The 23,476-nt window shown below is 65.0% G+C and carries 20 protein-coding genes and 3 tRNA genes; 12 read left to right on the top strand and 11 right to left on the bottom strand.

Annotated elements, in window-relative coordinates; genetic code table 11:
* Window positions 1-72: 72 nt before the first annotated feature.
* Together parC and TPR58_RS04820 are read right to left on the bottom strand one after the other, a co-directional pair.
* Window positions 73-2,313, bottom strand: a complete 2,241-nt coding sequence (gene parC, locus TPR58_RS04825) for a DNA topoisomerase IV subunit A (RefSeq protein WP_346245481.1) — start codon at window positions 2,311-2,313, stop codon at window positions 73-75.
* Between the two features lie 82 nt (window positions 2,314-2,395).
* Window positions 2,396-3,328, bottom strand: a complete 933-nt coding sequence (locus tag TPR58_RS04820) for a LysR substrate-binding domain-containing protein (RefSeq protein WP_346245480.1) — start codon at window positions 3,326-3,328, stop codon at window positions 2,396-2,398.
* Window positions 3,329-3,447: 119 nt separating this feature from the next.
* Between TPR58_RS04820 and TPR58_RS04815 the strand changes: the two genes are divergently transcribed.
* From TPR58_RS04815 to TPR58_RS04785, 7 genes are all read left to right on the top strand, one after another.
* Window positions 3,448-3,753, top strand: a complete 306-nt coding sequence (locus TPR58_RS04815; protein ID WP_346245479.1) for a UrcA family protein — start codon at window positions 3,448-3,450, stop codon at window positions 3,751-3,753.
* A 292-nt stretch (window positions 3,754-4,045) separates the two neighbouring features.
* Entirely contained in the window at window positions 4,046-4,825 is a 780-nt protein-coding gene (purC, locus tag TPR58_RS04810) for a phosphoribosylaminoimidazolesuccinocarboxamide synthase (RefSeq protein WP_346245478.1), read from the top strand.
* A 6-nt stretch (window positions 4,826-4,831) separates the two neighbouring features.
* Window positions 4,832-6,664: an acyltransferase family protein gene (locus tag TPR58_RS04805; RefSeq protein WP_346245477.1), complete on the top strand. Its 1,833-nt coding sequence runs from the start codon at window positions 4,832-4,834 to the stop codon at window positions 6,662-6,664.
* Window positions 6,665-6,736: 72 nt separating this feature from the next.
* Window positions 6,737-6,967: a phosphoribosylformylglycinamidine synthase subunit PurS gene (gene purS / locus TPR58_RS04800; protein WP_346245476.1), complete on the top strand. Its 231-nt coding sequence runs from the start codon at window positions 6,737-6,739 to the stop codon at window positions 6,965-6,967.
* The gene (gene purQ, locus TPR58_RS04795) at window positions 6,964-7,629 is read left to right on the top strand and encodes a phosphoribosylformylglycinamidine synthase subunit PurQ (protein WP_346245475.1); all 666 of its coding nucleotides are present in this window, start codon (window positions 6,964-6,966) and stop codon (window positions 7,627-7,629) included. The genes purS and purQ overlap by 4 nt, the downstream gene beginning before the upstream one ends.
* Before the next feature lie 220 nt (window positions 7,630-7,849).
* A tRNA-Pro gene (locus tag TPR58_RS04790) sits at window positions 7,850-7,927 on the top strand.
* Window positions 7,928-7,964: 37 nt separating this feature from the next.
* Window positions 7,965-8,037 (top strand) — tRNA-His (locus TPR58_RS04785).
* An 89-nt stretch (window positions 8,038-8,126) separates the two neighbouring features.
* On the opposite strand, the gene TPR58_RS04780 is transcribed toward TPR58_RS04785, so the two are convergent.
* Window positions 8,127-8,543 (bottom strand): hypothetical protein, encoded by a 417-nt coding sequence (locus tag TPR58_RS04780; protein WP_346245474.1) that lies wholly within the window; start codon window positions 8,541-8,543, stop codon window positions 8,127-8,129.
* The gene (locus tag TPR58_RS04775) at window positions 8,540-9,280 is read right to left on the bottom strand and encodes a queuosine precursor transporter (RefSeq protein ID WP_428835693.1); all 741 of its coding nucleotides are present in this window, start codon (window positions 9,278-9,280) and stop codon (window positions 8,540-8,542) included. Before TPR58_RS04775 ends, TPR58_RS04780 begins: the two co-directional genes overlap by 4 nt.
* A 67-nt stretch (window positions 9,281-9,347) precedes the next feature.
* On the opposite strand from TPR58_RS04775, the gene TPR58_RS04770 reads away from it, so the two are divergent.
* From TPR58_RS04770 to TPR58_RS04760, 3 genes are all read left to right on the top strand, one after another.
* Window positions 9,348-9,424: transfer RNA gene (locus TPR58_RS04770), tRNA-Arg, on the top strand.
* A gap of 222 nt (window positions 9,425-9,646) precedes the next feature.
* Complete coding sequence (locus TPR58_RS04765) at window positions 9,647-10,081, top strand: hypothetical protein (RefSeq protein ID WP_346245472.1); 435 nt, start codon at window positions 9,647-9,649, stop codon at window positions 10,079-10,081.
* Complete coding sequence (locus TPR58_RS04760) at window positions 10,048-10,605, top strand: hypothetical protein (protein ID WP_346245471.1); 558 nt, start codon at window positions 10,048-10,050, stop codon at window positions 10,603-10,605. Before TPR58_RS04765 ends, TPR58_RS04760 begins: the two co-directional genes overlap by 34 nt.
* Before the next feature lie 59 nt (window positions 10,606-10,664).
* Here TPR58_RS04760 and TPR58_RS04755 read toward each other — a convergent pair whose 3' ends face one another.
* Together TPR58_RS04755 and TPR58_RS04750 are read right to left on the bottom strand one after the other, a co-directional pair.
* Window positions 10,665-11,201, bottom strand: coding sequence for a TspO/MBR family protein (locus tag TPR58_RS04755; RefSeq protein WP_346245470.1), 537 nt, complete (start codon window positions 11,199-11,201; stop codon window positions 10,665-10,667).
* Complete coding sequence (locus TPR58_RS04750; RefSeq protein WP_346245469.1) at window positions 11,198-11,443, bottom strand: glutaredoxin domain-containing protein; 246 nt, start codon at window positions 11,441-11,443, stop codon at window positions 11,198-11,200. The genes TPR58_RS04755 and TPR58_RS04750 overlap by 4 nt, the downstream gene beginning before the upstream one ends.
* 230 nt (window positions 11,444-11,673) lie before the next feature.
* On the opposite strand from TPR58_RS04750, the gene TPR58_RS04745 reads away from it, so the two are divergent.
* A complete protein-coding gene (locus TPR58_RS04745) occupies window positions 11,674-13,749 on the top strand; it encodes a catalase (RefSeq protein WP_346245468.1) in 2,076 nt (691 codons plus the stop codon).
* A gap of 35 nt (window positions 13,750-13,784) precedes the next feature.
* Here the strand turns inward: TPR58_RS04745 and TPR58_RS04740 are convergent, their stop codons facing one another.
* From TPR58_RS04740 to TPR58_RS04730, 3 genes are read right to left on the bottom strand one after another with little or no spacing between them, the layout of a single operon-like run.
* Window positions 13,785-14,708 (bottom strand): DMT family transporter, encoded by a 924-nt coding sequence (locus TPR58_RS04740; protein ID WP_346245467.1) that lies wholly within the window; start codon window positions 14,706-14,708, stop codon window positions 13,785-13,787.
* Window positions 14,709-14,754: 46 nt separating this feature from the next.
* On the bottom strand, window positions 14,755-16,026 hold the full coding sequence (locus tag TPR58_RS04735) for an aminotransferase class V-fold PLP-dependent enzyme (protein ID WP_346245466.1): 1,272 nt from the start codon (window positions 16,024-16,026) through the stop codon (window positions 14,755-14,757).
* The gene (locus TPR58_RS04730) at window positions 16,026-18,398 is read right to left on the bottom strand and encodes a TonB-dependent receptor plug domain-containing protein (protein WP_346245465.1); all 2,373 of its coding nucleotides are present in this window, start codon (window positions 18,396-18,398) and stop codon (window positions 16,026-16,028) included. The genes TPR58_RS04735 and TPR58_RS04730 overlap by 1 nt, the downstream gene beginning before the upstream one ends.
* 537 nt (window positions 18,399-18,935) lie before the next feature.
* Here TPR58_RS04730 and TPR58_RS04725 point away from each other — a divergent pair.
* A complete protein-coding gene (locus TPR58_RS04725; RefSeq protein WP_346245464.1) occupies window positions 18,936-21,356 on the top strand; it encodes a TonB-dependent receptor in 2,421 nt (806 codons plus the stop codon).
* A gap of 39 nt (window positions 21,357-21,395) precedes the next feature.
* On the opposite strand, the gene TPR58_RS04720 is transcribed toward TPR58_RS04725, so the two are convergent.
* Window positions 21,396-22,757 (bottom strand): sensor histidine kinase, encoded by a 1,362-nt coding sequence (locus TPR58_RS04720; RefSeq protein WP_346245463.1) that lies wholly within the window; start codon window positions 22,755-22,757, stop codon window positions 21,396-21,398.
* 3 nt (window positions 22,758-22,760) lie between these two features.
* Window positions 22,761-23,444, bottom strand: a complete 684-nt coding sequence (locus TPR58_RS04715; RefSeq protein ID WP_346245462.1) for a response regulator transcription factor — start codon at window positions 23,442-23,444, stop codon at window positions 22,761-22,763.
* Window positions 23,445-23,476 lie beyond the last annotated feature (32 nt).

Raw genomic sequence — 23,476 nt, 5'->3', positions numbered from 1 at the left:
AAGGTCGATTCGTTAAGGCGCGCTGAAGTCTTGCGAAGTCGCCGGCAAAGAAAAACAGCCGTTCCGGGCCGATCAGAATTTATTGTCGCGCGGGAAACCGGTCGGGGGCATCCGGCCGGCGGCACCCCGCGCGGCCCGCCACGGCGTCAGGTCGCTCTCGGTGCGGGTGCGCCCGGTCTCGCCGCCCATCGCCCAGCTCAGGCCATCCGCCATGCGGAAGGTCCGCACGTCCGACAGCCCGCCGTCGCGGTAGCGCTGGAGTTGCACCCCCTGCCCGCGCGCGAGTTCGGCCACCTCGGACAGCGGATAGACCAGCATCTTGCGGTTGTCGCCGATCACCGCGACGCTGTCGTCATCGTGCGGGATCGGGCGGACGATCCTCAACTGCGCACCGGTACGCGGCGTGACCACCTGCTTGCCCTTGCGCGTCTCGGCCAGAACATCCTCGGTCTTGACGATGAAGCCGCGGCCGTCGCTGGCCGCGACCAGCAGCCGGGTCGCGGCATTGGCGGGGATCAGTGCCAGCACCTGCCGGTCGCCGTCGAGATCGATCATCAGCCGCAGCGGTTCGCCGAACCCGCGGCCGCCCGGCAGCTTGTCGGCGCCAAGCGTGTAGAAACGGCCATTGTCCGCCGCGAGCAGCAGCTTGTCGGTCGTCTGCGCGTGAAACGCTAGGAACGGCCCGTCGCCTTCCTTGAACTTCAGCGCCTCGCCGCTCAACTGCTCGACATGTCCCTTCATCGCGCGGATCCAGCCACGTGCGGACAGGATGACCGTAATCGGCTCGCGCTCGATCATCGCTTCCAGCGGAATGTCGCGGGCCGGCGCCGCCTCGATCACCGATGTGCGACGCTTGCCCAGCAGCGTTTCCGGACCATAGCGGTCGTGCATCTTGCCGAAATCGCGCTTCAGCCGGGTGCGCTGCCGCGCGTCCGACGCCAGCAGTTGCTGCAGGTCGCCCTGCTCCTTCAGCAACCCGTCGCGCTCGCGCCGAAGCTCCATTTCCTCCAGCCGGCGCAGGCTGCGCAGCCGCATGTTGAGGATCGCCTCGGCCTGGCGGTCGGTCAGCTCGAACTCGGCGATCATCACCGGCTTCGGCTCGTCCTCGGTCCGGATGATCTCGATCACCCGGTCGAGATTGAGAAAGGCGATGATATAGCCGCCGACCAGTTCCAGCCGGTCGGCGATCTTGTTCAGCCGATGCTCGGCCCGGCGCCGCAACACCACGAACTGATGCTCGACCCACGCCGCGATCGCATCGCGCAGGCTCATGACGCGCGGGGTGCGCGCCTTGTCCAGCACGTTCAGGTTCAGCGGCACCCGCGATTCGAGGTCGGACAGCCGGTACAGGCTCTCGATCAGCGTCTCGGCGTCGACCGTCCGGCTGCGCGGTTCCAGCACGATCCGGATATCCTCGGCGGATTCATCGCGGACATCGCCCAGGATCGGCAGCTTCTTCTCGTTGATGAGATCCGCGATCCCCTCGATCAATTTGCCCTTCGCGACGCCGTACGGAATTTCGGACACCACCAGGTGCCAGCCGCCACCCTTCTCGGTCACCTTGTCGATCCGGGCGCGGACGCGGAAACTGCCGCGTCCCGTCGCATAGCTCTCGGCGATGGCGGCAGGGCTGTCGACCACGAGGCCCCCGGTCGGGAAGTCCGGGCCCTTCACATAGTCGAGGACGTTCGCCTGTGGATTGTCGATCAGCGCGGTCGCGGCTTGCAGCAATTCCGCCGCATTGTGCGGCGGAATGCTCGTCGCCATTCCCACCGCAATGCCCTGGGCACCATTGGCCAGCAGGTTCGGGAACGGTCCCGGAAACAGCTCGGGCTCCTCGTCCTCGCCATTATAGGTGGCGCGGAAGTCGACCGAATTCTCGTCCAGCCCTTCCATCAGGTCGATCGCGACCTGGGTCAGCCGGGCTTCGGTGTAGCGATAGGCCGCGGCGTTATCGCCATCGATATTGCCGAAATTGCCCTGCCCGTCGACCAGCGGATATCGCAGCGAGAAGGTCTGGGCGAGGCGGACCATCGCATCATAGACCGACGCATCGCCATGGGGATGATATTTGCCGATCACGTCGCCGACGACGCGGGCGCACTTCTTGTACCCCTGGCTCGGATCCAGCTTCAGCAATCGCATCGCCCATAACAGGCGCCGATGGACCGGCTTCAACCCGTCGCGCACGTCCGGCAGCGAACGCGCCGTGATCGTGGACATGGCGTAGACGAGATAGCGTTCGGAAAGCGCGCTGTCGAAGGGGACATCGGACGAGCCGTCGGTTTCGGGAAGATCGGTGTCGAGTGCCATTCTGTTCTCGTCTCTAGCAATCGTTCACGCAGGTGGCGAGGCTGCGGCAGCGATTTTTCGTGAACGCGTGCCCCCGCCCGGCTCAGTCCTCGTTACGGACGGGCACCAACGCGCCGAACGGGTCGTCGCCCAGCGTCGTCCGTACTTCCTCCAGGATCCAGTCGCGAAAGGCCCGCACCTTGGGCAGGTTGCGCTTCGCCTCGGTGTGGACCAGCCAGAAACCGTTGCGATAGCTCACGAAATGCGGAAGCGGCTGGACCAGTTGGCCCGTGGCGATCGCCGATTGCCACATTGGCGGGCTCAGGATCGCGACCCCGTGTCCGGCGATCGCCGCGTTCCCGTCCAGAATCTGCGACTCGAACCTTATGCCGGGATGCGCCGTGCCCTCGACCTCACCCGCCGCCGCGGAATCGAACCAGAGCCGCCACCAATCGTCCTCGGGCGACAGCAGCGGCAGCCGGAACAGATCCTGCGGCGTGCGCACCGGCGGATGCTTCTCCAGCAGCAACGGACTGGCAAGCGGCGTCACCGGCATGCGCATCAGGAAATGGGACACCAGTCCCGGCCAGGGCCCGGGCGCGCCGCGGATCGCGACATCGGCGTCACCGGCGGCCAGATCGACGATCGCATCGCCGACGTTCAGCCGAACCGCCAGCCCGGGCCGTGATATCTGGAAACCGCCGAGCCGCCCGGCCAGCCAGTTGGTCGCCAGGGTCTGCGGCGCGCTTACCGTCAGCACCGCTTCGCTTTCGGCGCGGACTGACCCGAACGCCTCGCCCATGGCATCGAAGGCCGCGCTGACCTGCGGCGCGATCCGCCTGCCATGTTCGGTCAGCGCGATCCCCCGACCGCTGCGCGCGAACAGGGGCGCTCCCAGTCGCTCCTCGAGCAGCTTCATCTGATAGCTGACCGCCGCCTGGGTCATTCCCAGTTCTTCAGCCGCACGGGTGAAATTGCCGTGGCGCGCGGCCGCCTCGAAAACCCTGACGGCGGCAAGGGGTGGCAGGCGTCGCATCGAATAAATCATAAGCCTGACTTGCAGCTCCAGTCCATCGATTTGTTGGCTTCGGCGGCGATGCGGGCGCAGATGAGGCGGGTCGCCGAAAGGCAGTCACTGGAAACTGGAGACCCGAAATGCTGACCCTCGCCTCACTCATCCTGATCGCCGCCGCCTCCGCGCCGCAATCCTCCGACACCCGCACGGTTTCGGTAGCCCATCACGATCTCGACCTGTCCACCCAGCGCGGCCGGGCAGAACTCGACCGCCGGACCAGGCGGGCAGCAGCGCTTGCGTGCCCGAATCCCGGCTATACCGACGCCGCCACCGCCCACCGCATTCGCGCCTGTGTCGCGACTGCGCTGAGCCAGGTCGAGCCGAGGCGCGCCCGGCTGCTGGCCCAAGCCGAGGCCCGACCGATCACGATCGCCGGCACGCGATAATATCCCGTGTGCCGACGCGTGTGGGCGGCGGGCCTGAAAGCCGCCCGCACATTCACAAGCTCAATTGATTGTTTTGGGCCGGTCGCGCGGCGGGCCGACACCATTCTCGATCGCCGACCGCGCCTGGCGCGTCACTTCCACGGATCCCGCCATCCATGTCGGCGATCGCCAGCCACGATGCTCGATTGCGCCATGGCAGGCGTTTCGGTATAGGCGCAGCCTTTCCACGGCCCCTGCAGCCACGCGGTGACCCGCGCCGCCGGGGCGATGCATTTCAGGGGTATCCGCCGACATGGCACGCCGCCGGCAAATCTACGAAGGCAAGGCAAAGATCCTGTACGAGGGTCCTGAGCCCGGCACGCTGATCCAGTATTTCAAGGATGACGCAACCGCCTTCAACGCCCAGAAAAAGGGCACGATCAACGGCAAGGGCGTGCTGAACAACCGGATCAGCGAGCACATCTTCACGATGCTCGGCCATATCGGCATCCCGACTCACTTCATCCGCCGCCTCAACATGCGCGAGCAACTGATCCGCCAGGTCGAGATCGTTCCGATCGAGGTCGTGGTGCGCAACGTCGTCGCCGGGTCGCTTTCCAAGCGTCTCGGGATCGAGGAAGGCACGGCGCTGCCGCGGACGATCGTCGAATATTATTACAAGGACGATGCGCTGGGTGACCCGATGGTCACCGACGAGCATATCCTCGCCTTTGGCTGGGCGACGCAGGAAGAACTGCACGACATGGCCGACATGGCGATCCGCGTGAACGATTTCATGTCGGGCCTGTTCGCCGGGATCGGCATCAAGCTGGTCGACTTCAAGCTCGAATTCGGCCGGATCTGGGACAATGACTATCCGCGGATCATCCTCGCCGACGAGATCAGCCCGGACGGCTGCCGCCTTTGGGACATCGCCTCGGGCGAGAAGCTCGACAAGGATCGCTTCCGTCGCGATCTGGGCGGAGAAGTCGAGGCCTATCAGGAAGTTGCCCGCCGTCTTGGATTGTTTCCGGAAGGAGACGATTCGGCAGTGCTCGACCTGGAAAGCCATCGGAAGCGTCGCGGCAAGTAAGCGCCGATGCGCGCTGCGGGGAGCGCCCAGCGCCACCTGACCTATCGGCCCGAGATTGACGGGCTGCGTGCGATCGCCGTCGCCGGCGTGATCCTGTATCACGCCGGCTTCGCCTGGATTCCGGGCGGCTTTCTCGGCGTCGATATCTTCTTCGTCGTCAGCGGCTATCTGATCTCAGCGAATATTCGCAAGGATCTGGATACGAGCGATTTTTCGTTCCGACGCTTCTATCTGCGCCGGGTCCGCCGGATCCTTCCCGCGCTGCTCGCGATCAGCCTCGCCTGCATCCCCTTCGCCTGGTGGCTGATGCTGCCGGACGGGCTGGAGAATTTCGGCCAGTCGCTTGTCGCCACCGCCCTGTTCGCCAACAACATCCTGCTGACCGCGACCAGCGGCTATTTCGACACGGAAACCGCGTTCAAGCCGCTCGCCCACAGCTGGAGCCTGGGGGTCGAGGAGCAATTCTACCTCGCCGCTCCGATCCTGTTGTGGCTCGCCTGGCGGGTCGGCCGTGCGCGCGGCGTGATGCTCGCGACCGGTCTGGTTACGGTTTTCAGCCTGGTGCTGTGCCTGCTCCTGGCACGCACCTACCCAGCCCATAATTTCTTCCTCTTGCCGACCCGGGCCTGGGAACTGGGGGTCGGCGCACTCGCTGCCTTTGCCACCCCGGCGATCCGGGCGAGGATAGCTGAGCGCGCCCGCCCGCTCCCCGCCGCGGTCGGGCTCGCCGCCGCCTGCGTGCCGCTGTTCCTGTTCGACGCCGCGATGGCACTTCCGGCGGCGGCAATGCTGATCCCGGTACTGGGGACCGCCACGGTCCTGGTCCTCGCCCATCAGGGCAATTGGCTCGGCCGAACGCTCGGCGCCCGCCCGCTGGCCGCGGTCGGCCTGATCAGCTTCAGCCTGTACCTGATCCACTTCCCGGTCTTCGCCTTCGTCCGGATCGCGAGCCTCGATCCGCCCTCGCCCCTGCTCCTCGGTGCGCTGATCGTTCCGATCCTGCTGCTGTCCTGGGCAAGCTGGGCCTGGATCGAGCAGCCCTTCCGCGATCCCGCCAGGGTTTCGACGCGATCGCTCGTGATCGCCACAGGCGGTGCGACGGTCCTCGCCGTCGCGATCGGCCTCGTCTTCCACGCGACCTCCGGCTTTTATCGCAACTGGCCCGAACTCGGCCGCGATGACCCCGGCTCGGTCAACCACGCCAACATCGCCTATAATCTCGAGCCCGAGCGCTATCTGGGCGCGACCCTGTCCGAGCGCCGCGGCGCCAGGGCCCGCGTGCTGGTGCTGGGCGACAGCTTCGCCCGCGATGTCGTCAATATGGGCCTTGCCGCCGGCGTCCTCGATCCCGCCGCCACGCGCTTGACGCGGATACGCGCCTGCCACGACCGCGTGGGACGACAATTGCGCGGCGTGCTCGCCCGCGCCGAGCTGATCATCCTCGCGCGGCGATCCCAGCCGGGCGATGTCGCCTGCATCGCCAGACTGGCCGGCCTGCTCCAGGCGAACAGCAGCGCGCCGGTCGTCATCGTCGGCCCCAAGTCCTTCGGCTGGAACAACGATGCCGTCATGCGACTCGCCCCGGCGGTCCGCTACGCCTATCGCGCCGCGCCCGACGCTCAGGTGCGCGCGGCGGACGCAGCACTGAAGCGCAGTCTCCCGCCCGGTCATTATGTCAGCATCCTCGGCCTCATCGGCGATGCGCAGGGTCGCGTCCCGGTCTTCACGCCAGACCGCAAGTTCATCAGCCAGGACCGAATGCACCTGACCCGCGCCGGCGCCGCCTGGCTCGGACCACAGCTCTTCGCCCAACCCGAATTGGCCGGCGCGCTGCGCTGACACGCCCCTGAATTGGCCAGAAATGTTATTTCCGATTGCGGCGACTCGATCGGATCGCCATAGGCGCGGAGCATGAAGCTTCGCATCATCGTAACGCTCAAGAATGGCGTGCTCGACCCCCAGGGCAAGGCCATCCAGCACGCACTCTCCGGCCTCGGCTTCGACGGCGTCGACGACGTCCGCGCCGGCAAGATCTTCGAACTGGATCTGGCGGACGGCACCAGTGACGAGGCCGTGGACGACATGTGCCGCAAGCTGCTCGCCAACACGGTGATCGAGAATTACCGGGTCGAGAAGCTGTGAAGACTGCGGTCATCGTCTTCCCCGGATCGAACTGTGACCGGGACATCGCGGTGGCACTGGAGGATGTGACGGGCACGAAGCCCGCCATGGTCTGGCACGGCGAAAGCGACCTTCCCGATAATCTGGGCCTGATCGCCCTTCCCGGCGGCTTCTCCTATGGCGATTATCTTCGCTGTGGCGCGATCGCCGCACGGTCGCCGATCGTAAAGGCAGTGGTCGCCGCGGCCGAGCGCGGAACGCCGGTCATCGGCATCTGCAACGGTTTCCAGGTCCTGACCGAGACCGGCCTGCTGCCCGGCGCATTGATGCGCAATTCGGGTCTCGACTTCGTCTGCCGCGACGTCGCGCTGACGGTCGACAACAGCCAGTCGATCTTCACCAGCACCTACCAGGCCGGCGAGGAGATTCGCATCCCGGTGGCCCATCACGACGGCAATTACTTCGCCGACGCCGATACGCTCGACCGCCTCGAAGGCGAAGGCCGCGTCGCCTTCCGCTATGGCGAGCATGTCAACGGATCGGCCCGGCAGATCGCCGGCGTCATCAACGCGCAGGGCAATGTTCTGGGCATGATGCCGCATCCCGAGCGCCGGATCGAGGCTGCCCATGGCGGCAATGACGGTCGCCGGCTGTTCGAGGGACTGCTCGCAGCGGTCGCTTGAACCGCCGCTGCTTCAGCAGGCGCACTTCCACTTGCCGGCTTGGACCGCTTCCACGCATCCATATGTCGAAACCTGTCCTGGAAGCACGTTTCACCAAATAGGCTTGCATTTCAAATCCGCCTCGCTCATTGAGCGAGCATTATGACCGACCTGATTCTCTGTTCGCGACCGCGACCCGCTACCCACCGACATTGACGGGCAGCACGGCTGCGCCTGTCTTCAGGGTGTAGCTCAAGAGAGTCGGAGCACCCGCCTTGGGATGGGGAGGTTGCAGGTTCGAGTCCTGCCACCCTGACCAGATCGTCGAAACTCCAGCCTTTCCGCTGCCTTCAGGTGTGGCCGAACGCAATGCAGTGCGCGGCCGGTTTGTGATTCCGGTGGAAGCGGGTGCAAATCCCGCCGGTCACCCCTGAGGGCAGCGGAGACAGGCTGTAACCGCCAGCGCCGGCGGCGGAGCTGCAATCCTGGCGCTCGCGAACTTCGAGATCCGCGATCCGCTAACCGTTCTGGTTATTCGGATCTGTTTCCTTGAGATCATCTCCTGCCCGCGATCCGAATAGCGGAGACACATGGGCAAGCACCAGGATCGCCAGCGGCCAGAACATCGTGTTCCACAGGTCGTGCCAACTAAGCGGGAGACTGACCTCCAGCGGAACGCTGGTCATCAGGCCGTCGCGAATGTCCCAGACCTCGCCCGCGGCCGCGACTACAAGGATCAACGCTGCAGGCTTCCAGCTGCGCAGCGACCAGCGAAACAGCCAGGCACTGCCGAAGAGCAGGATGAGCGCGAGATAGACGTGCAGCGCATCCTTCTCCAGCCCGACATGATCGACCACCCAGGTCTTGCTTTCCTGGAGAAGGGTCGTGCCCGGTTTGATGACGGCGGGTGGGTAGACGATCGTTCGGTTGGTCACACACGCGTCCGGAAGGGAGTGAAGTCGGTGCCGTCGTCATAGACATCGACGCCTTCACGACGCTTCAGCCAGTTGACGACCAGATAGGTCACGGGGGTCAGCAGCACCTCCCAGCTCACCTTGAGCACCCATTGCGTCACCAGCACCTTGAACACCAGCGCGTTCGTCCACCCGACCGCGCCGAGAAAGGCGAGCGGGTAGAAAATCAGGCTGTCCACCCCCTGCCCGACCACGGTCGACCCGATGGTGCGCGACCATAAATGCCGGCCGCCGGTCCAGATCTTCATCCGGGCCATGACATAGGAATTGACGAACTCGCCCGCCCAGAAGGCGCAGACCGATGCCAGCACGATCCGTGGCACCTGCCCGAAGATCGTCTCATAGGCCGCCTGGTTCGTCCAGTCGGGCGCGGGCGGCAGCATGACGACCACCCACGACATGAATGCCATGAACAACACCGCCGCGGTGCCCGCCCAGATCACCCTGCGGGCCCGGGCATAGCCATAGACCTCGGTCAGCACGTCGCCGATCACGTAGGACAGCGGGAAGAACAATATGCCCGCCCCGAACGGCCAATAGACGTTCCACAAGGGCAGCCAGATCTGCGCGACCTTCCCTGCGCCGATGACATTCGACAGTAACAGGATGGCGACGAACGCCGCCATCACGAAATCATAATAGCGGAACTGCCCGCCGGCGATCTCGCGCGCACTGGCCCGCGCAGGCCCCTGCTCCATGCTCATGAGAAAGCTGTATGATCCCGGTTCACCCGCGACGCAATCCGCGCTAGGCGGGTCGCGACGCGCGCCCGTAGCTCAGTTGGATAGAGCACGAGCCTTCTAAGCTTGGGGCCGCTGGTTCGAATCCAGCCGGGCGCGCCATTTCTCGTCGATTTCCGTGTAAATTGCGCAAAAGCGCTGCGCCCCGGTAGCGCTGGCGTCATCGCGGTCGAGACCGCTGACGCAAGGGTTCAGGCAAACGCAAGCATGTCGAGCTGCCGACGGGCTTGCCGACCGGTATATTCTCGTAATACTTCTCAAGGCGGATCGGCACTCCCACAGTCGGATCAATAGAAGAATGCCAGCATGGGCAGAGCTAGGGCAATGACGCGAGTAAGCCTGTTGATACTGGCCGGCCTGCTGACCGCTTCATGCGACAGGTCAGACTATGTCATCGATCTCAAGCGCACGCACATCGAAAGCGTCGATCGTCTTGGCGGAAGCGGGTACCTCGTCGTCGACAAGGCATCGGCCGACACCATGGCCAAATATGGCGACGTCTATGTGCAAGGACGGATGTGTCCGGACGATTCTTGCAAGACGATCACGGTAGGAGGGCTTTCCCAATATGATCAAATACCGGTTGAAGACGGAGCCAGATTTAATTTGGAATTATGGCCCATTTTTGAATCCGATGAAGATCACCCCCCTTTCTGGCTAGGGAAGGTCGCCTGTTTTAGGGTAGAAGCAGTGCAGGGGTTCATGGGCAGGACAGGAAGGTCGAATTGGCACTGCTCGACACCATCAGGCAAACGCTAGATGGATTCGAGACTCATCCTTTTCGCGTTCAATCAGGTGGGCTGATCGCGATGCGGCACGGCGGAGCTACCTTGTCGGGCGACGTAGCGATGGCACGGTCAAACCTGTTGATATTGGCCAGCCTGCTGACCGCTTCGTGCGACAGGTCGGACTATGTCATCGATCTGAAGCGCACACACATCGACAGCGTCGATCGTCTCGGCGGAAGCGGGTACATTGTCGTCGACAAGGCATCGGCCGACACCATGGCCAAATATGGCGACGTCTTCGTGCGAGGGCGGACGTGTCCGGATGAATCCTGCAAGGCGATTTCGGTGGCGACCCTCCGCAAATATGATCAAGTTCCGGTTGCCGACGGTGTCAGGCTGGATCTGGAATTATGGCCAATTTCTGACTCCGACGAAGATCACCCCCCATTCTGGTTAAGCAACATCGCCTGCTTTAGATTAGAAGCGACACAAGGCTTCATGGGCAGGACAGGCAGGTCGAATTGGAACTGCTCGGTGACATCAAGCAGACGCTAGATGAACGAGGATTCCGTTGGGATCGAGTGGCGGGGAGTTGGATAGAGCCTCCGACTCCCCTACCGGGCGCTGCGTTCTGTGCCGTTCCGTTCCCATACCCGCTCGGCGAGCAGCGTCGCGAAGCCCAGCCACGCGAGCAGCGGCACCCCTGCCCCCGCCGCCACACGGTCCACCCGACTCGCCGCGGCGACATAGCCAGCCGTGGTAGCGACCATCGCCCCGGACACCGCCGCGCTCGCCGCCAATGCACGGCGGTGGAAGAAGAGCTCGGTCCACCCTCCGATCATCGCGCCGTTCACCAGCCATAGCCCGATCGCGACATTGCGAGCCGGGCTTGCGGGCTCCCGCATCAATCGATAGCCGCCCACGGCAAGGCCGGTTTCCAGCGTTGGCCAGACCATCCCGAATATCGGCGCGGGCGGGGTATAGTCCGGCTTTCTCAGCCGCCGGTACCAGGACCGGATTTCGGGATTGGAACGACTGGGCGCGTTGCGACGGCCGATCAGGGCGCTCGCGCCCAGGACACAGGCGATGATCGCGATCGCCGCGCCCCTCGGCACCACGCCCGTGTTCGCGCGGCTCCCCTCGGACCTCATCGGGCAAGATATTGCGCAAGATCCTCGCTGCCGCCGATGCGCTCGCCATCGACAAAGGCCTGCGGCGTGGTCGCGACGTCATGCTCATTCTTGAACGCCTCAACCTCGTCGCGCGTGGACAGGATATGCTCGTCGATCCGGCACCCGGCTTCCTCGATCATCTCCTTGGCCCTGACGCCGAACGGGCACACATGGTCGGGCAGGACCATTCGGTACAAGGTCACGGTTGTGGCTTCTGACATTGGATGCTCCTGGCCGGGACGTCATGTCCGCGCCGCCATAGAGCGCCACATCGCTCCGGGAGTTCCGACGCTGCCCGTATCCCCGGACGTCAGGTGCTGGCGCCAGCCGCGAATCCGGTGCGCTCGCCATCGCTCCGGAACGGCGGCAAAAACATTATCGAGCTCAGGGACATAGACGTAGCATCGCACGTTGACCCTCGAACGCAGCCTCCGGCTCGAGGGAAATTATCATGACCGATTCGATTACGCGCATCACCGGAAACGGGGGCGAGACCCACCAGCACGCGGGCGACGACGACGCCGTATTGACCACCAATCACGGCGTGCCGATCTCCGACAACCAGAACAGCCTGAAGTCTGGCGAGCGCGGCCCGACGCTGCTCGAGGACTTCGTTCTCCGCGAGAAGATTTTCCATTTCGATCATGAACGCATCCCCGAGCGGATCGTCCATGCCCGCGGATCGGGCGCCCACGGCGTATTCGAGGCGACCGACGATATCAGCGACCTGACCCGCGCCGCAGTGTTCACCAAGGGCGAGAAGACCGAGGTCTTCGTCCGATTCTCGACCGTCGCCGGCGGCGCCGGATCGGTCGACACGCCGCGCGACGTGCGCGGCTTTGCCGTCAAATTCTATACGCGCGAAGGCAACTGGGACCTGGTCGGCAACAACATCCCGGTGTTCTTCATCCAGGATGCGATCAAGTTCCCCGACCTGGTCCATGCTGTGAAGATGGAGGCCGATCGCGGCTATCCCCAGGCGGGCAGCGCGCATGACACCTTCTGGGACTGGGCATCGCTGATGCCCGAGAGCACGCACATGCTGATGTGGGCGATGTCCGACCGCACGCTGCCGCGCAGCTTCCGCACGATGGAAGGGTTCGGCGTCCACACCTTCAAGCTGGTCAATGCCGAGGGCAAGGCGAGCTTCGTCAAGTTCCACTGGAAGCCGAAGCTCGGGCTGCAGTCGACGATCTGGGACGAGGCTCTGAAGCTCCAGGCCGCCGACAACGACTATCAGCGACGCGACCTGTTCGAAGCGATCGACACCGGCGCCTTTCCCGAATGGGAACTCGGCATCCAGGTGTTCGACCAAGCCTTCGCCGATGCCCAGCCCTATGACGTGCTCGACGCGACCAAGCTGATCCCGGAAGAGGACGTGCCGGTGCGGATCATCGGCCGCATGACGCTGAACCGCAACGTCGACAACTTCTTCGCCGAGACCGAACAGGTGGCGTTCCTGCCGACCAATATCGTTCCGGGAATCGACTTCTCGAACGATCCGCTGCTCCAGGGCCGGCTGTTCAGCTATCTGGACACGCAGAAGTCGCGGCTGGGGACCACCAACTTCCACCAGATCCCGATCAACGCGCCGCGCTGCCCCTTTGGCAACTTCCAGCGTGACGGCATGATGCAGACCCAGGTGCCGAAGGGCCGGGCGAATTACGAGCCCAACAGCCTGGCCGCGCACGGCGAGGAAGGCGGTCCGCGCGAAAGCCCCGTCCGCGGGTTCGCCACTGCCAATGCCGCCACCGGCCCCGACGAGACGGGAGACAAGCTGCGCATCCGGGCCGAGCGCTTTGCCGATCATTACAGCCAGGCGCGGCTGTTCTACCGGTCTCAGACCGAGAACGAGCAGGCGCACATCGCCTCGTCCTTCGTGTTCGAGCTGTCCAAGGTCGGCCTGCTCGATCAGGTGCCGCCGCGGATGGTGGCCAACCTGCGAAATGTCGACGAGGATCTGGCCAAGCGGGTCGCGGACGGCCTCGGCATCGACCTGCCGCCCAAGGCGGAGGCCGCGCGCGAGCCGGTCGACATGAACCCGTCCGAGGCGCTGTCGATCCACCGCAACATGAAGGAAACGCTGGAGGGTCGCGCGGTCGGCATCCTGATCGCCGACGGCACCGACGCGGCGGCGCTCGATGCGGTCATCGCCGCAGTCGACGGCGCGAAGGGCAAGCCGGTGATCGTCGCACCCAAGGTGGGCGGCGCGACGCTGTCGGACGGCAGCACCCGAAAGGCCGACGGGCAACTGGCGGGCACCCCGTCGCAGCTCTTCGACGCAGTTGCCGTGGTCCTGTCGGACGAAGGCTGCAAGACGCTGCTGAAAGAAGGCGCGGCGGTCCAGTGGGTGATGGACGCCTTTGGCCACCTCAAGGCGATCGGCGCGAGCGACGCCGCCCAGCCGCTGCTCGACAAGGCAGGTGTCGAGGCGGATGACGGCGTTACCGGTCTCGATGACGGTTTCGTCGAGGCGGCGGCCCGTCGCTTCTACGATCGCGAGCCCAAGGTGCGGATGCTCGCCTGACCTGACCAGGGTGCCCGGCCGATCGGCCGGGCACCTCAGGCCCGCTGGGGCGCCCGCGTTACCAGCCAGATGCCGACGCACACCAGCAGCAGCGCTGCCAGATAGCTCCAACGCAGCAGCGACTCGCCCAGGAAGATCGCCGACATCGCTACGCCGAATACCGGGATCAGGAAGTTGAACGCAGCGATCAGCCCGACCATATGATGCTTGAGCAACAGGCTCCAGACAGCGAAGGCGATCGACGACAGCAGTGCCATGTAGAGCAGCAGCGCGCCCGACGCGATGTTCAGCCCTTCGAGATGTCCGCTCCCCGCCACGCCGCCCACGGTCAGGATCAGCCCGCCAATCAGCAGCTGCCAGCCGGTCATCACCATCACGTCCATGCTGCGCGACAGATGCTTGCCGTAGATCGATGCGGCCGCGAGCACGAAGGCGGCGATGGTCACGAACCCCTCGCCCAGCAGAGCGAAATCGAAGCTGAAGCTGCCATGGCGGAGATTGACCACGACGACACCGATAAAGCCGATCATACAGCCCAGCGCCTTGCGCGTGCTCAGCCGGTCGTCGGAATAGATGAAGTGCGCCAGCACCACGCTGAAGAACACGCCGGTCGCGTTGAGGATCGACGACTTCACGCCGCTGGCATGTGCCAGGCCGATATAGAAGAACACATATTGCACCGCGGTCTGGGTCAGCCCCAGCAGCGCGACCTGCCCGAAACTGCGATCGCCCATATCGAAGATGGGCCGGCGCAGCGCCGCCGCGACCACAAGCAGGATCGCCCCCGCCAAAGCGAAGCGGACACCCGCGAACAGCATCTGGCTCGCCACGTCCGACACGCCGATATGGAGCATCGCATAGCCGCTCTTGATTGCCGGATAGGCGCTGCCCCACAGCGCGCAGCACAAAGTGGCCAGCGCGAAGACGCCCGTGCGGGTCTGGTAGAAGGGTCGGGTCACGGGGTTCGCCTGGCAGGGGGTGGCGCCGCGCGGCGCGACCGGAGCGCTACGCGTCGAACGTCCGCGCCACCTCCGCAATCGCGGCGGCCACGGCGTCCATCTGCGCCATATCGTTGAACAGCGCAGGTGTCACCCGCACGCACGCGCCCCGCTCGACGCCGGTCCGGTGGACGGTGAAGATCGCATGCCGCTCCAGCAGCCGCTCGGCCAGCCGGGCATTGTCCGCCGCGCCGATCACGCCCTTCAGCCGGAACGACGTGATCGCCCCGTGCAGTTCGGCATCGTCGGGCGTCATCACCTCGACCCGCTCGATCCCGCGCACCTGAGACACCCAGCGATCCCGTAGCGCGCGCAGCCGCGCTTCACGCCGCGCCGCGCCGATCCGCGCATGAAAGGCGACCGCCTCGGGCGCCGTCAGGATCGCGGCAAAATCGCTGGTGCCCGTATGCACCCGCGCCGCAATCCCCGCGGCGCCGTCATTGGCCGGATCCGGATCGATCCGGTCCAGCGCCGCCTTGCGGATATGGATCGCCCCGACCCCCAGCGGCGCGCCGAGCCATTTGTGGCAGTTCACCGCCACGAAATCGCAGTCGAGCGACGCAATGTCGCCATCGACCTGATACCAGCTGTGCGCCGCATCGACGATCGCATCGATTCCCTTCGCCCGCGCCAGCGCGGCGATCTCACGCACCGGGATCGCCAGCCCGGTGCGATGGCTCACCCGGGTGAGCAGCACCATGCGGATGCCGGGATGCGCCGCGAATGCCTCGGCATAGGCGTCGATCAGCCCTTGCTTCGTCGCCGGCTCGGGCAGCGCGATCCGCACCACCCGTACGCCCCGCCGCGCGCGCAGACTCTCCATGCACGCCTGCATGCTGTCATAATCGAGATCGGCATAGAGTACCGCGTCGCCGGGCTTCAGTCGGTTATAGCCCAGAATCAGCGCCTTCAGCGCCTCGGTCGCGTTGCGGGTGAATGCCATCTCCTCGACCGGCACGCCCATCGCCCCGGCAACGCTGGCCCGCGCCGCCATCCAGTCGGGCGCCATGGTCCGGCGGGTGTAGAAGCTGGTGTCGCGGTTCACCCGCCGCACCTGCTCTTCATAGGCCGCCAGCACCGGCCGCGGCATCATCCCCCAATTGCCGTTCTCGACCTGGATGACCTTGTCGGTGACGTCATATTCCTTTGCGATCCCGCGCCAGAACGCCTCGTCGTTGCCGTCGAGCGAAGCGGCGGCGGCACCGCCCGCGCGGGCGCCGAGCGGCAGGGCGAGGCCCGCGCCGAGCAGCCCCCGCCGGTCGATACGGCCGCCTGCCATCAGAAGGTCACCCCCAGGCGGACATAATATTGACCGCCATCGGTGTCATAGGGGGCGTTGCGCGAGTAGATCAGGCCGCGCACCGCCTGGTTCGTCGCCTCGTCGGGATAGCTGTCGAACACATTCTCCGCGCCGACGCGCAGCGAGAAATGCTCATCGAACCGATAGCCTGCCGAGATGTCGAACAACGCCATGCTCCCGAACCGCTGGAATATCTCGCCGGTCGCATTTCCCGACACATCGGTCCAGGCGCCATAGAAGCGGCCCCGCGCCAGCACGTCGAAACCGGCAATCTCATAGCCCAGGGTGGCGGTCGCGTTGGTCGTAGGCAGGCGCTCCTCGAACACGCGGCGCTGGGTGTCGTTCGGGACCGCAGCGGTCGCACCGCTCAGCACCTTGGTGGTGTTGTAGTTGAACGCCAGATTGGCGTTCACCCGGCCCCCGCCCAGCGACTTGGCATAGCCCAGCACCACGTCGATCCCGCGCGTGCGGGTATCGAAATCGTTGGTGAAATAGCTGACGGAGGTGAATCCTTCCGGATTGGGGAAGCTCGTCGGCACCGCAAAGGTGCGCGACTGACTGAACCGGTCGGTAAGCGTGATCTGATAGGCATCGACGCTGCCGGTCAGGCCAAAGCCGGTGCGGAAGGTCAGGCCGGCGGTGATCGTCTTCGACTTTTCCGGGGTCAGCGGTTTTGCACCCAAGGCGATCGCCAGCGGGTCGCTGGGCGACAGCCGCCCCTGGGTGAAGATCGTCAGCGTCGTCGTGTCGAGACCCTGGGTGGTCGCCCGAGTATTCAGCTGCGCCGGCGTCGGCGCACGAAACCCCGTCGAATAGGTAGCGCGGATGCCGAGCCCCTCGACCGGATCGATGCGTCCCGCCAGCTTGTAGTTGAACGTGTCGCCGAACGCCGAATAATCCTCGTAACGCCCGGCGGCGCCCAGCGTTACCATGTCGACCGGCTTCCACTCCAGGTCGACATATCCGGCATAGCTGGTCTGGCTCCAGCTTCCGACACGATCGGGGCCGAATCCGGGAAAGCCATTCGAGCCCGACGCAAGTCCGGTCGCCGCGCCCGGCCCGATCAGGTACGAGGCGACGTCGCCCGCCATCACCTGATAGCTCTCGCGCCGGCGCTCCGCGCCGAAGGCGATGTTGACCGGATCGCCCGATCCGACCGGAAGGCGATAGACGAAGTCGGCGTTGAGGTTGAACTCGCGCTGCTCCAGCGCCCCGATATAGAAGCTCGTCGGGCTCAGCGGCCCCATCGAGGCGTTCAGGCTTTCATGCATGCCATAGTCGATGGTGCTGCGGCCGTACGAGGCGCTCAGATCATAAGTGAACGCATCGCTCAACGACCCGCGAACGCCGCCATTGGTCTGGAGATCGTCATAGTCGGTCGAGAAGCGCGGCGTGAACCCGGCGGGGTAGAGATTGCGGAACGAGAAGCCGGGGAAGACCGTGCTGGCATTGTAGACGCTGCCGGTACCCACCGGATTGCGCCAGTTGAAGTCGGTCACGCCCTCTCCCGACTGTGCGGTGGCGAAGCCATAAAGTTCGACCGCGTCGGAGAATTCGTATTTCGCGTCGACCGCGCCGCGAATGCGAGTCTCTTCAGGCTGTCCCCAGCGCTGGACCGGATTGGGCACGACGAGACCGGGATTCGCTGCCTGGAATGCGATCGCGTCGGGACGCTGGCGGGTGCGCGATGTCGCCTCCGACTTGTCATACTGGCCGGTGAAGACGATGCTCCCCCGGTCGCCCAGCGCGATGCCGCCGCGAATGCCGCCGCGATACTCGTTGCCGTCGCCCTCATAATATTGCGAGAACTGCGCGAAGCTGTTCATTCCCGGCTGATCCTCGAGGATGATGTTGATCACCCCGGCGATCGCATCCGATCCATATTGCGCCGCTGCACCGTCGCGCAGCACCTCGATCCGCTTGATCGCCAGCGACGGGATGCTGGCGATATCGACCGACTGCGCGCCGCGGGTGCCGAGCAGCGCCGAGCGGTGATAGCGTTTGCCGTTCACCAGCACGAGCGTCTGGTCCGACGACAGGCCGCGAAGCGTTGCCGGACGCACGAACGCCTGGCCATCAGCTGCCGGCAGCCGCTGGACATTGAACGACGGCAGCAACTGCGCCAGCGTGTCGTTCAGATCGCCCGAAACGCTCGACCGGACCAGTTCCGCGGGCAGCGCATCGACCGGCGCCAGCGTGTCGAACTGTGTCCGCGACCGATCGCGGGTGCCGGTCACGACGATGATATCCTGTTCGGACTCGACCTGCGGATCGCCGTCCACCGGCTGTGCCATGGCGGACACGCATGCGAATTGCAGCGCGACGATGCTCGCGCCTACGAGAGTCTTCATTGCTTCCCCTGATGTCGCTGTTGGCCGCGCAGTGCGTCGGCCCGGCCGCAGCTAGCGGGGAAGCGTTACAGTCCTCGGGCCGGATCGTGACAGTTCGACGCCCCGCGGGCCCAATCGCGTGACAGGACGGTGGCACAGGCGAACTGCGCTCGCCCGGCTGAATTGATCCACAGTGCCGCTCCCCGATCGGCGTGCGATCGGCGCAAATGCACGCGCATTGGTGACTGCCATCGATCAAAAATCATGACACACCAGCCCGAACAAAAAATAGCCGATGTATTTATTTAATACACCTACCCCAAATGATCTAAAATGTAATTATTCATTAAATATTACATATAATTATAAATTATTATGGGTAGATATCTACTTTTTAACTGAGAGCAAATTGCATGATTACATAAAACTACTACAAAATGTAACGAAAATGTACGAATAAACACTTTATAGTTACATCCGTTGCAACATTAGTGTCGCCGACTCTATTTAGAGGCCCGCCTCGCGAACCGGTATCTGCCGGACCATGCGGGGAATGAAATGCGAAACATCAAAGGGTCCTTTATCTCGGCGCTTCTTGGCGGTGCTGCCCTGGCAACGCTTGCCTCTCCTGCCCTTGCGGCCGGAGCCGGGCCTGACGACGCGCCCAAGGCTGACACGGCGCCGCAGCCGGCGGCCGACCCGGAGCCCGGTGACGACGGGCAGTTGAACGAGATCGTCGTGACCGCGACCAAGCGCGAGACCAATCTTCAGAAGACACCGATCGCGATCGCGGTGGTGGACAGCGAAGCGCTGGCCAACCGCCACGTCCAGAGCCTGCTCGACTTGGCCGACGGTGCCGTGCCCAGCCTGCGCGTCGCGACGTTCGAGGCGCGCCAGACCGCGCTCACCATCGGCATCCGCGGCATCGTGCCACTGGACGCGAACCAGCCCGCCCGCGAACAGGGCGTCGGCGTCTATCTCGACGGCGTCTATCTCGGCCGTCAGCACGGGCTGAACGCAGCGCTGTTCGATATCGACCGGATCGAGGTGCTGAAGGGGCCGCAGGGCACGCTGTTCGGTCGCAATACCGAAGGCGGCGCGCTCAGCATCGTGTCCAAGGCACCGACCGGGGAATTCGACGGCCGGGTGACGGCGGGCATCGCCAATTATGGCGGCTATAACGGCGCGGTCCATCTCGACCTGCCGGAGGTCGCCAATGTCGCGGTCAAGGTTGACGGCGTCATCCAGTATCAGGGCCCGACGACGAAGAACCCGCTGGCCGGCCAGACCGGCTGGAACTATTTCGACCGCCGCGGCCTGCGTGTCGCCGCCCGCTGGACCCCGGCGAGCAACGTGACCGCCGACCTGTCCTATGACGTCGGTTATGACGCGAATTCGCCGTTCTACAGCCAGTTGCTGAACGTCAACCCCAATGGCTGCACCGCCGGCCCGGTCACTGCCGGATCGACCTGCGTCCTGCCGGGGACCAACACCACGACCCTCAGCGGTTCGGTGAAGCCGGTGCCGTCGATCGTCGTCGTGAACGGCACGTCGCGGATGGACGTGGCCGATATCGGCGTGCCGCAACAGCCCAGCATCGACCGTACCCACGGCTATACCGCCAATCTGCGCTGGGACGTCGCACCGGGGCTTCAGCTGCGCTCGATCACCGCATGGCGCGGCGTCAGTTCCGAGCAATGGGACAATAGCGGCGGCGCACATCGTCCGCCGGTGTTCACGCCGGGCGGCGCCTTCAGCCGCTACAGCCTCGCCGACCTGTACCAGCACCAGTTCAGCCAGGAATTGCAGGCGGTCGGTCATTCGGGCGCATTCGACTATGTCGCCGGCCTCTATTATTTCAACGAAAGCGCCCGCGACGACGCCGCTACGCCGAACTCGAACACCTGGAACTCGACCGGTACCGGCTACACGATCAACGATCCCACCTCGCAGCAGCCGGGCAGTCGATCGATCGACCGCGCCAGCCGGGCCCTTGCCAAAAGCTATGCGGTCTTCGGCCAGGTCACCTATTCGCCGGTCGACATGCTCCACCTGACACTGGGCGGGCGCGGCACCTGGGACGACAAGTCGGGCGACCTCTACATCGTCAACAACATCGCCCGGCCCTATACCTATGAACAGCATAGCAGCCGGTTCAACCCGCTGGTCGTGCTGGCCTGGGACGCTGCGCCGAACATCAACCTTTATGCCAAATATTCGACAGGTTACCGGGCCGGCGGCGCCAGCTCGCGCTCAGTCACCTATCGTCAGTTCGGGCCGGAGGACGCGACGTCCTATGAGGTAGGCCTTAAGAGCGAGTTCCTCGATCGCCGCGTCCGGCTGAACCTGGCCGGCTACGTGATGGACCGCAAGGGCAGCCAGGTCGACTTCAGCTCGGTATCGTTCGACGCGATTACCAACTCGAATCGCAACACGGTCGAGACGATCAACGCCCCCGGCACGACGAAAATCCGCGGCCTGGAAGCCGACTTGACGGTCAGCCCCGCGCGAGGCCTGACGCTCAGCGCCTCCTATGCCTATACCTATACCGACATTCCGCCGGTGCTGAACCCGTTCACCGGCGTCACGCAGAAGGTCTATATCGTCTACACGCCGCGCAATGCGGCAAGCGGCGCGATCGACTATTCGACCGCGGTCGGCGGCGCAAAGCTGAAGCTGCATCTGGACGCCAACTATGCCCAGGCGACCCAGAGCTTCGATCAGTTCGCGACGAAGAACGATGCGTCCTTCATCGTCAACGGTCGGATCTCGCTCGCCGATATCGATATCGGCCACGGCGGCAATACGCTGACCGTCGCCGCCTGGTCGCGCAATCTGTTCAACGAAGCGCATGTCTATCGCCGCGACCCGTCGAACAGCCTGCCCAGCCTGACCGGCAGCATCAGCAACGTGCTCGGCGATTACGGCAATTTCAATTCGCCGCGGACCTTCGGTCTCGAGGGAACGGTCAGCTTCTGAAGCGAGAGCAATCGACATTTCGGGGTGGCGCCGCCGGCGTCACCCCTTTTTCGTGCCCGGCATCCCGTCGGTTCGCGACAGCAATACCGACACCGCCAGGCCTGGATCCGCATTGGCCAGTTCAACGCTGCCGCCGTGCAGCCGCGCGATCGCCGCGACCAGCGGAAGCCCCAGGCCGTGGCCGGGGCGCGAGCGGCTGGCATCCGTCCGACCGAACCGGCGCAGCGCCTGCGCATGCTGGTCCGGCGCGATCCCAGGCCCATCATCGGCAACGCGCATCACCACGAACCGGGTGTCGGCAACCACCGACACGCGGATCGTGCTGCCGGCCGGGGTGTGGCGAATGCCATTCTCGATCAGGTTGATCAGCGCCTGGCTGAGCAATTGGCGATCGGCGACCAGGCGAACCGGATCGGTCGCGGCGACGATCAGGCTGTGCCCTTCGTCCTCGGCGATCGGCCCCATGGTCGCGCAGACCTCCTCCACCAGCCCGGTCAGGTCGAGCGGCGCAAACCCCGCCCGCCGCGCGCCGCCCTCGATCTCCGCGATCCGCATGATGGCGGCGAACATCGCCAGGATCTCGTCGCTCTGCGCAATCGCCCGGTCGACCTCGTCGCGCAGCGCGTCGTCACCGATCCGGCGCGAGAGCCGGAGCAACTGCGCGCGAAGCCGCGCCAGCGGCGTGCGCAGGTCGTGCGCGATCTCGTTCGACAGATTGCCGATCTCGGCCATCAAGTCGCCGATCCGGTCGAGCATCCGGTTGAAGGTGCGCGCCTGGCGGTCGAACTCGCTGTCGCTCCCGTCGGTCGGCACGCGGCGCTGCAGGTCGCCGTCAATGATCGCGTTTGCGGTCGCGCGAAGCGCCGCGATCCGGCGCGATACGATCCGACCGAACAGGAGGGTCGCGGCGACCACCACGACGATGATCGACCCGAACCCGATCAGGTAGATCCGGACACGCTCGGCGCTGTAATGATCGAACGGCTCGGTCTCGGCGATGGTGGTCAGCGTCATCCCGCCGCCGATGTCGCGCACCAGCGCGCGACCGTGGCTCAGCCCCTTGATCCGGACGCTCTCGCCGATCGTGGAAAAGCCCATCGGCAGGCGCCGATCGAGCGACACATTGCCCGCAATGTGCCAGCCTGAGCCGTCACGAAGCTCGAACCCGATATCGCCCGTGTCCCGCTGCTGTGAGAACTCCTCGATCCGTGCGGCGACCCGCACCGGATCGACCGGCGACGGGCCGATCACATTGCTGCTCTCGGTCGCGATGCGCCGGTCGACCAGCTGCGCGATCGTCGCCCGGCTGGCCGCGTTCACCATCAGCCCGGTGGCGACCGTGACGCCGAGAAAGATCAGCAGGAAGGCGGCGGCCAGCGCCTTGAGCGAGCGCAGCCGCACTGCTCACCCTCTCAAGCTATAGCCGACGCCGCGCACCGTCAGGATCGGATCCTCGCCCCCGTCCGCCATCAGCCGCACCCGCAGCCGGCGGATATAGGTGTCGACGATGTTGGTCGTCGGTTCGAAATCATAGCCCCACACCCGCTCGATCAGCATTGCGCGAGTCATGACCGTGTCGGCATTGCGTGCCAGTTCGGCCAGCAGGTTGAACTCGACCTTGGGCAGGTCGATCGGCTTGCCGTCGCGCCACGCGCGAAACTTGGCCGGGCTGATCGTGAGGTTGCCGGCGCGCAGCGTGTCCGCGTCGCGCTCGACATTCCAGCGACGGGCCCGGATCAGCGCATGGATCCGCGCATTCAGCTCCTCGGCGGTGACCGGCTTCACCACATAATCGTCGGCGCCGGCCTCCAGCCCCTCCACCTTCTCCACCGATCGGCCCAGCGCGGTCAGCATGATGACCGGCACGATCACCCCCTCGCGGCGCAGCCGGGTGAGGACCGAAACCCCGTCGAAGACGGGCAGCATCCGGTCGAGAATGATCGCGTCGAATGCCGCATCGGCCACCGCCACGATCGCGGCCTGGCCGTCGGGCGCGACGACGGTGGCGTGACCGAACGTCTCCAGTTCCTCGACCATGCTCGCGGCGAGCGTGGCGTCATCTTCGACCAGCAGCAGGTTGAGGCCCATTCGACTCTCGCAAATTAGGCCACCGTCCTAGT

Origin of the sequence: Sphingomonas rustica (assembly GCF_039652585.1) — a bacterium.
GTDB lineage: Bacteria > Pseudomonadota > Alphaproteobacteria > Sphingomonadales > Sphingomonadaceae > Sphingomonas > Sphingomonas rustica.
Note: the sequence above shows the minus strand (reverse complement) of the source record. Positions and strands in the feature narration are given on the sequence as shown.

Excerpts from the sequence above, each read along its gene's own strand:
- parC (WP_346245481.1), bottom strand. The coding sequence starts at position 2,313 with ATGGCACTCGACACCGATCTTCCCGAAACCGACGGCTCGTCCGATGTC.
- TPR58_RS04820 (WP_346245480.1), bottom strand. The coding sequence starts at position 3,328 with ATGCGACGCCTGCCACCCCTTGCCGCCGTCAGGGTTTTCGAGGCGGCC.
- TPR58_RS04815 (WP_346245479.1), top strand. The coding sequence starts at position 3,448 with ATGCTGACCCTCGCCTCACTCATCCTGATCGCCGCCGCCTCCGCGCCG.
- purC (WP_346245478.1), top strand. The coding sequence starts at position 4,046 with ATGGCACGCCGCCGGCAAATCTACGAAGGCAAGGCAAAGATCCTGTAC.
- TPR58_RS04805 (WP_346245477.1), top strand. The coding sequence starts at position 4,832 with ATGCGCGCTGCGGGGAGCGCCCAGCGCCACCTGACCTATCGGCCCGAG.
- purS (WP_346245476.1), top strand. The coding sequence starts at position 6,737 with ATGAAGCTTCGCATCATCGTAACGCTCAAGAATGGCGTGCTCGACCCC.
- TPR58_RS04775 (WP_428835693.1), bottom strand. The coding sequence starts at position 9,280 with ATGGAGCAGGGGCCTGCGCGGGCCAGTGCGCGCGAGATCGCCGGCGGG.
- TPR58_RS04765 (WP_346245472.1), top strand. The coding sequence starts at position 9,647 with ATGACGCGAGTAAGCCTGTTGATACTGGCCGGCCTGCTGACCGCTTCA.
- TPR58_RS04755 (WP_346245470.1), bottom strand. The coding sequence starts at position 11,201 with ATGAGGTCCGAGGGGAGCCGCGCGAACACGGGCGTGGTGCCGAGGGGC.
- TPR58_RS04750 (WP_346245469.1), bottom strand. The coding sequence starts at position 11,443 with ATGTCAGAAGCCACAACCGTGACCTTGTACCGAATGGTCCTGCCCGAC.
- TPR58_RS04745 (WP_346245468.1), top strand. The coding sequence starts at position 11,674 with ATGACCGATTCGATTACGCGCATCACCGGAAACGGGGGCGAGACCCAC.
- TPR58_RS04735 (WP_346245466.1), bottom strand. The coding sequence starts at position 16,026 with ATGGCAGGCGGCCGTATCGACCGGCGGGGGCTGCTCGGCGCGGGCCTC.
- TPR58_RS04730 (WP_346245465.1), bottom strand. The coding sequence starts at position 18,398 with ATGAAGACTCTCGTAGGCGCGAGCATCGTCGCGCTGCAATTCGCATGC.
- TPR58_RS04725 (WP_346245464.1), top strand. The coding sequence starts at position 18,936 with ATGCGAAACATCAAAGGGTCCTTTATCTCGGCGCTTCTTGGCGGTGCT.
- TPR58_RS04715 (WP_346245462.1), bottom strand. The coding sequence starts at position 23,444 with ATGGGCCTCAACCTGCTGCTGGTCGAAGATGACGCCACGCTCGCCGCG.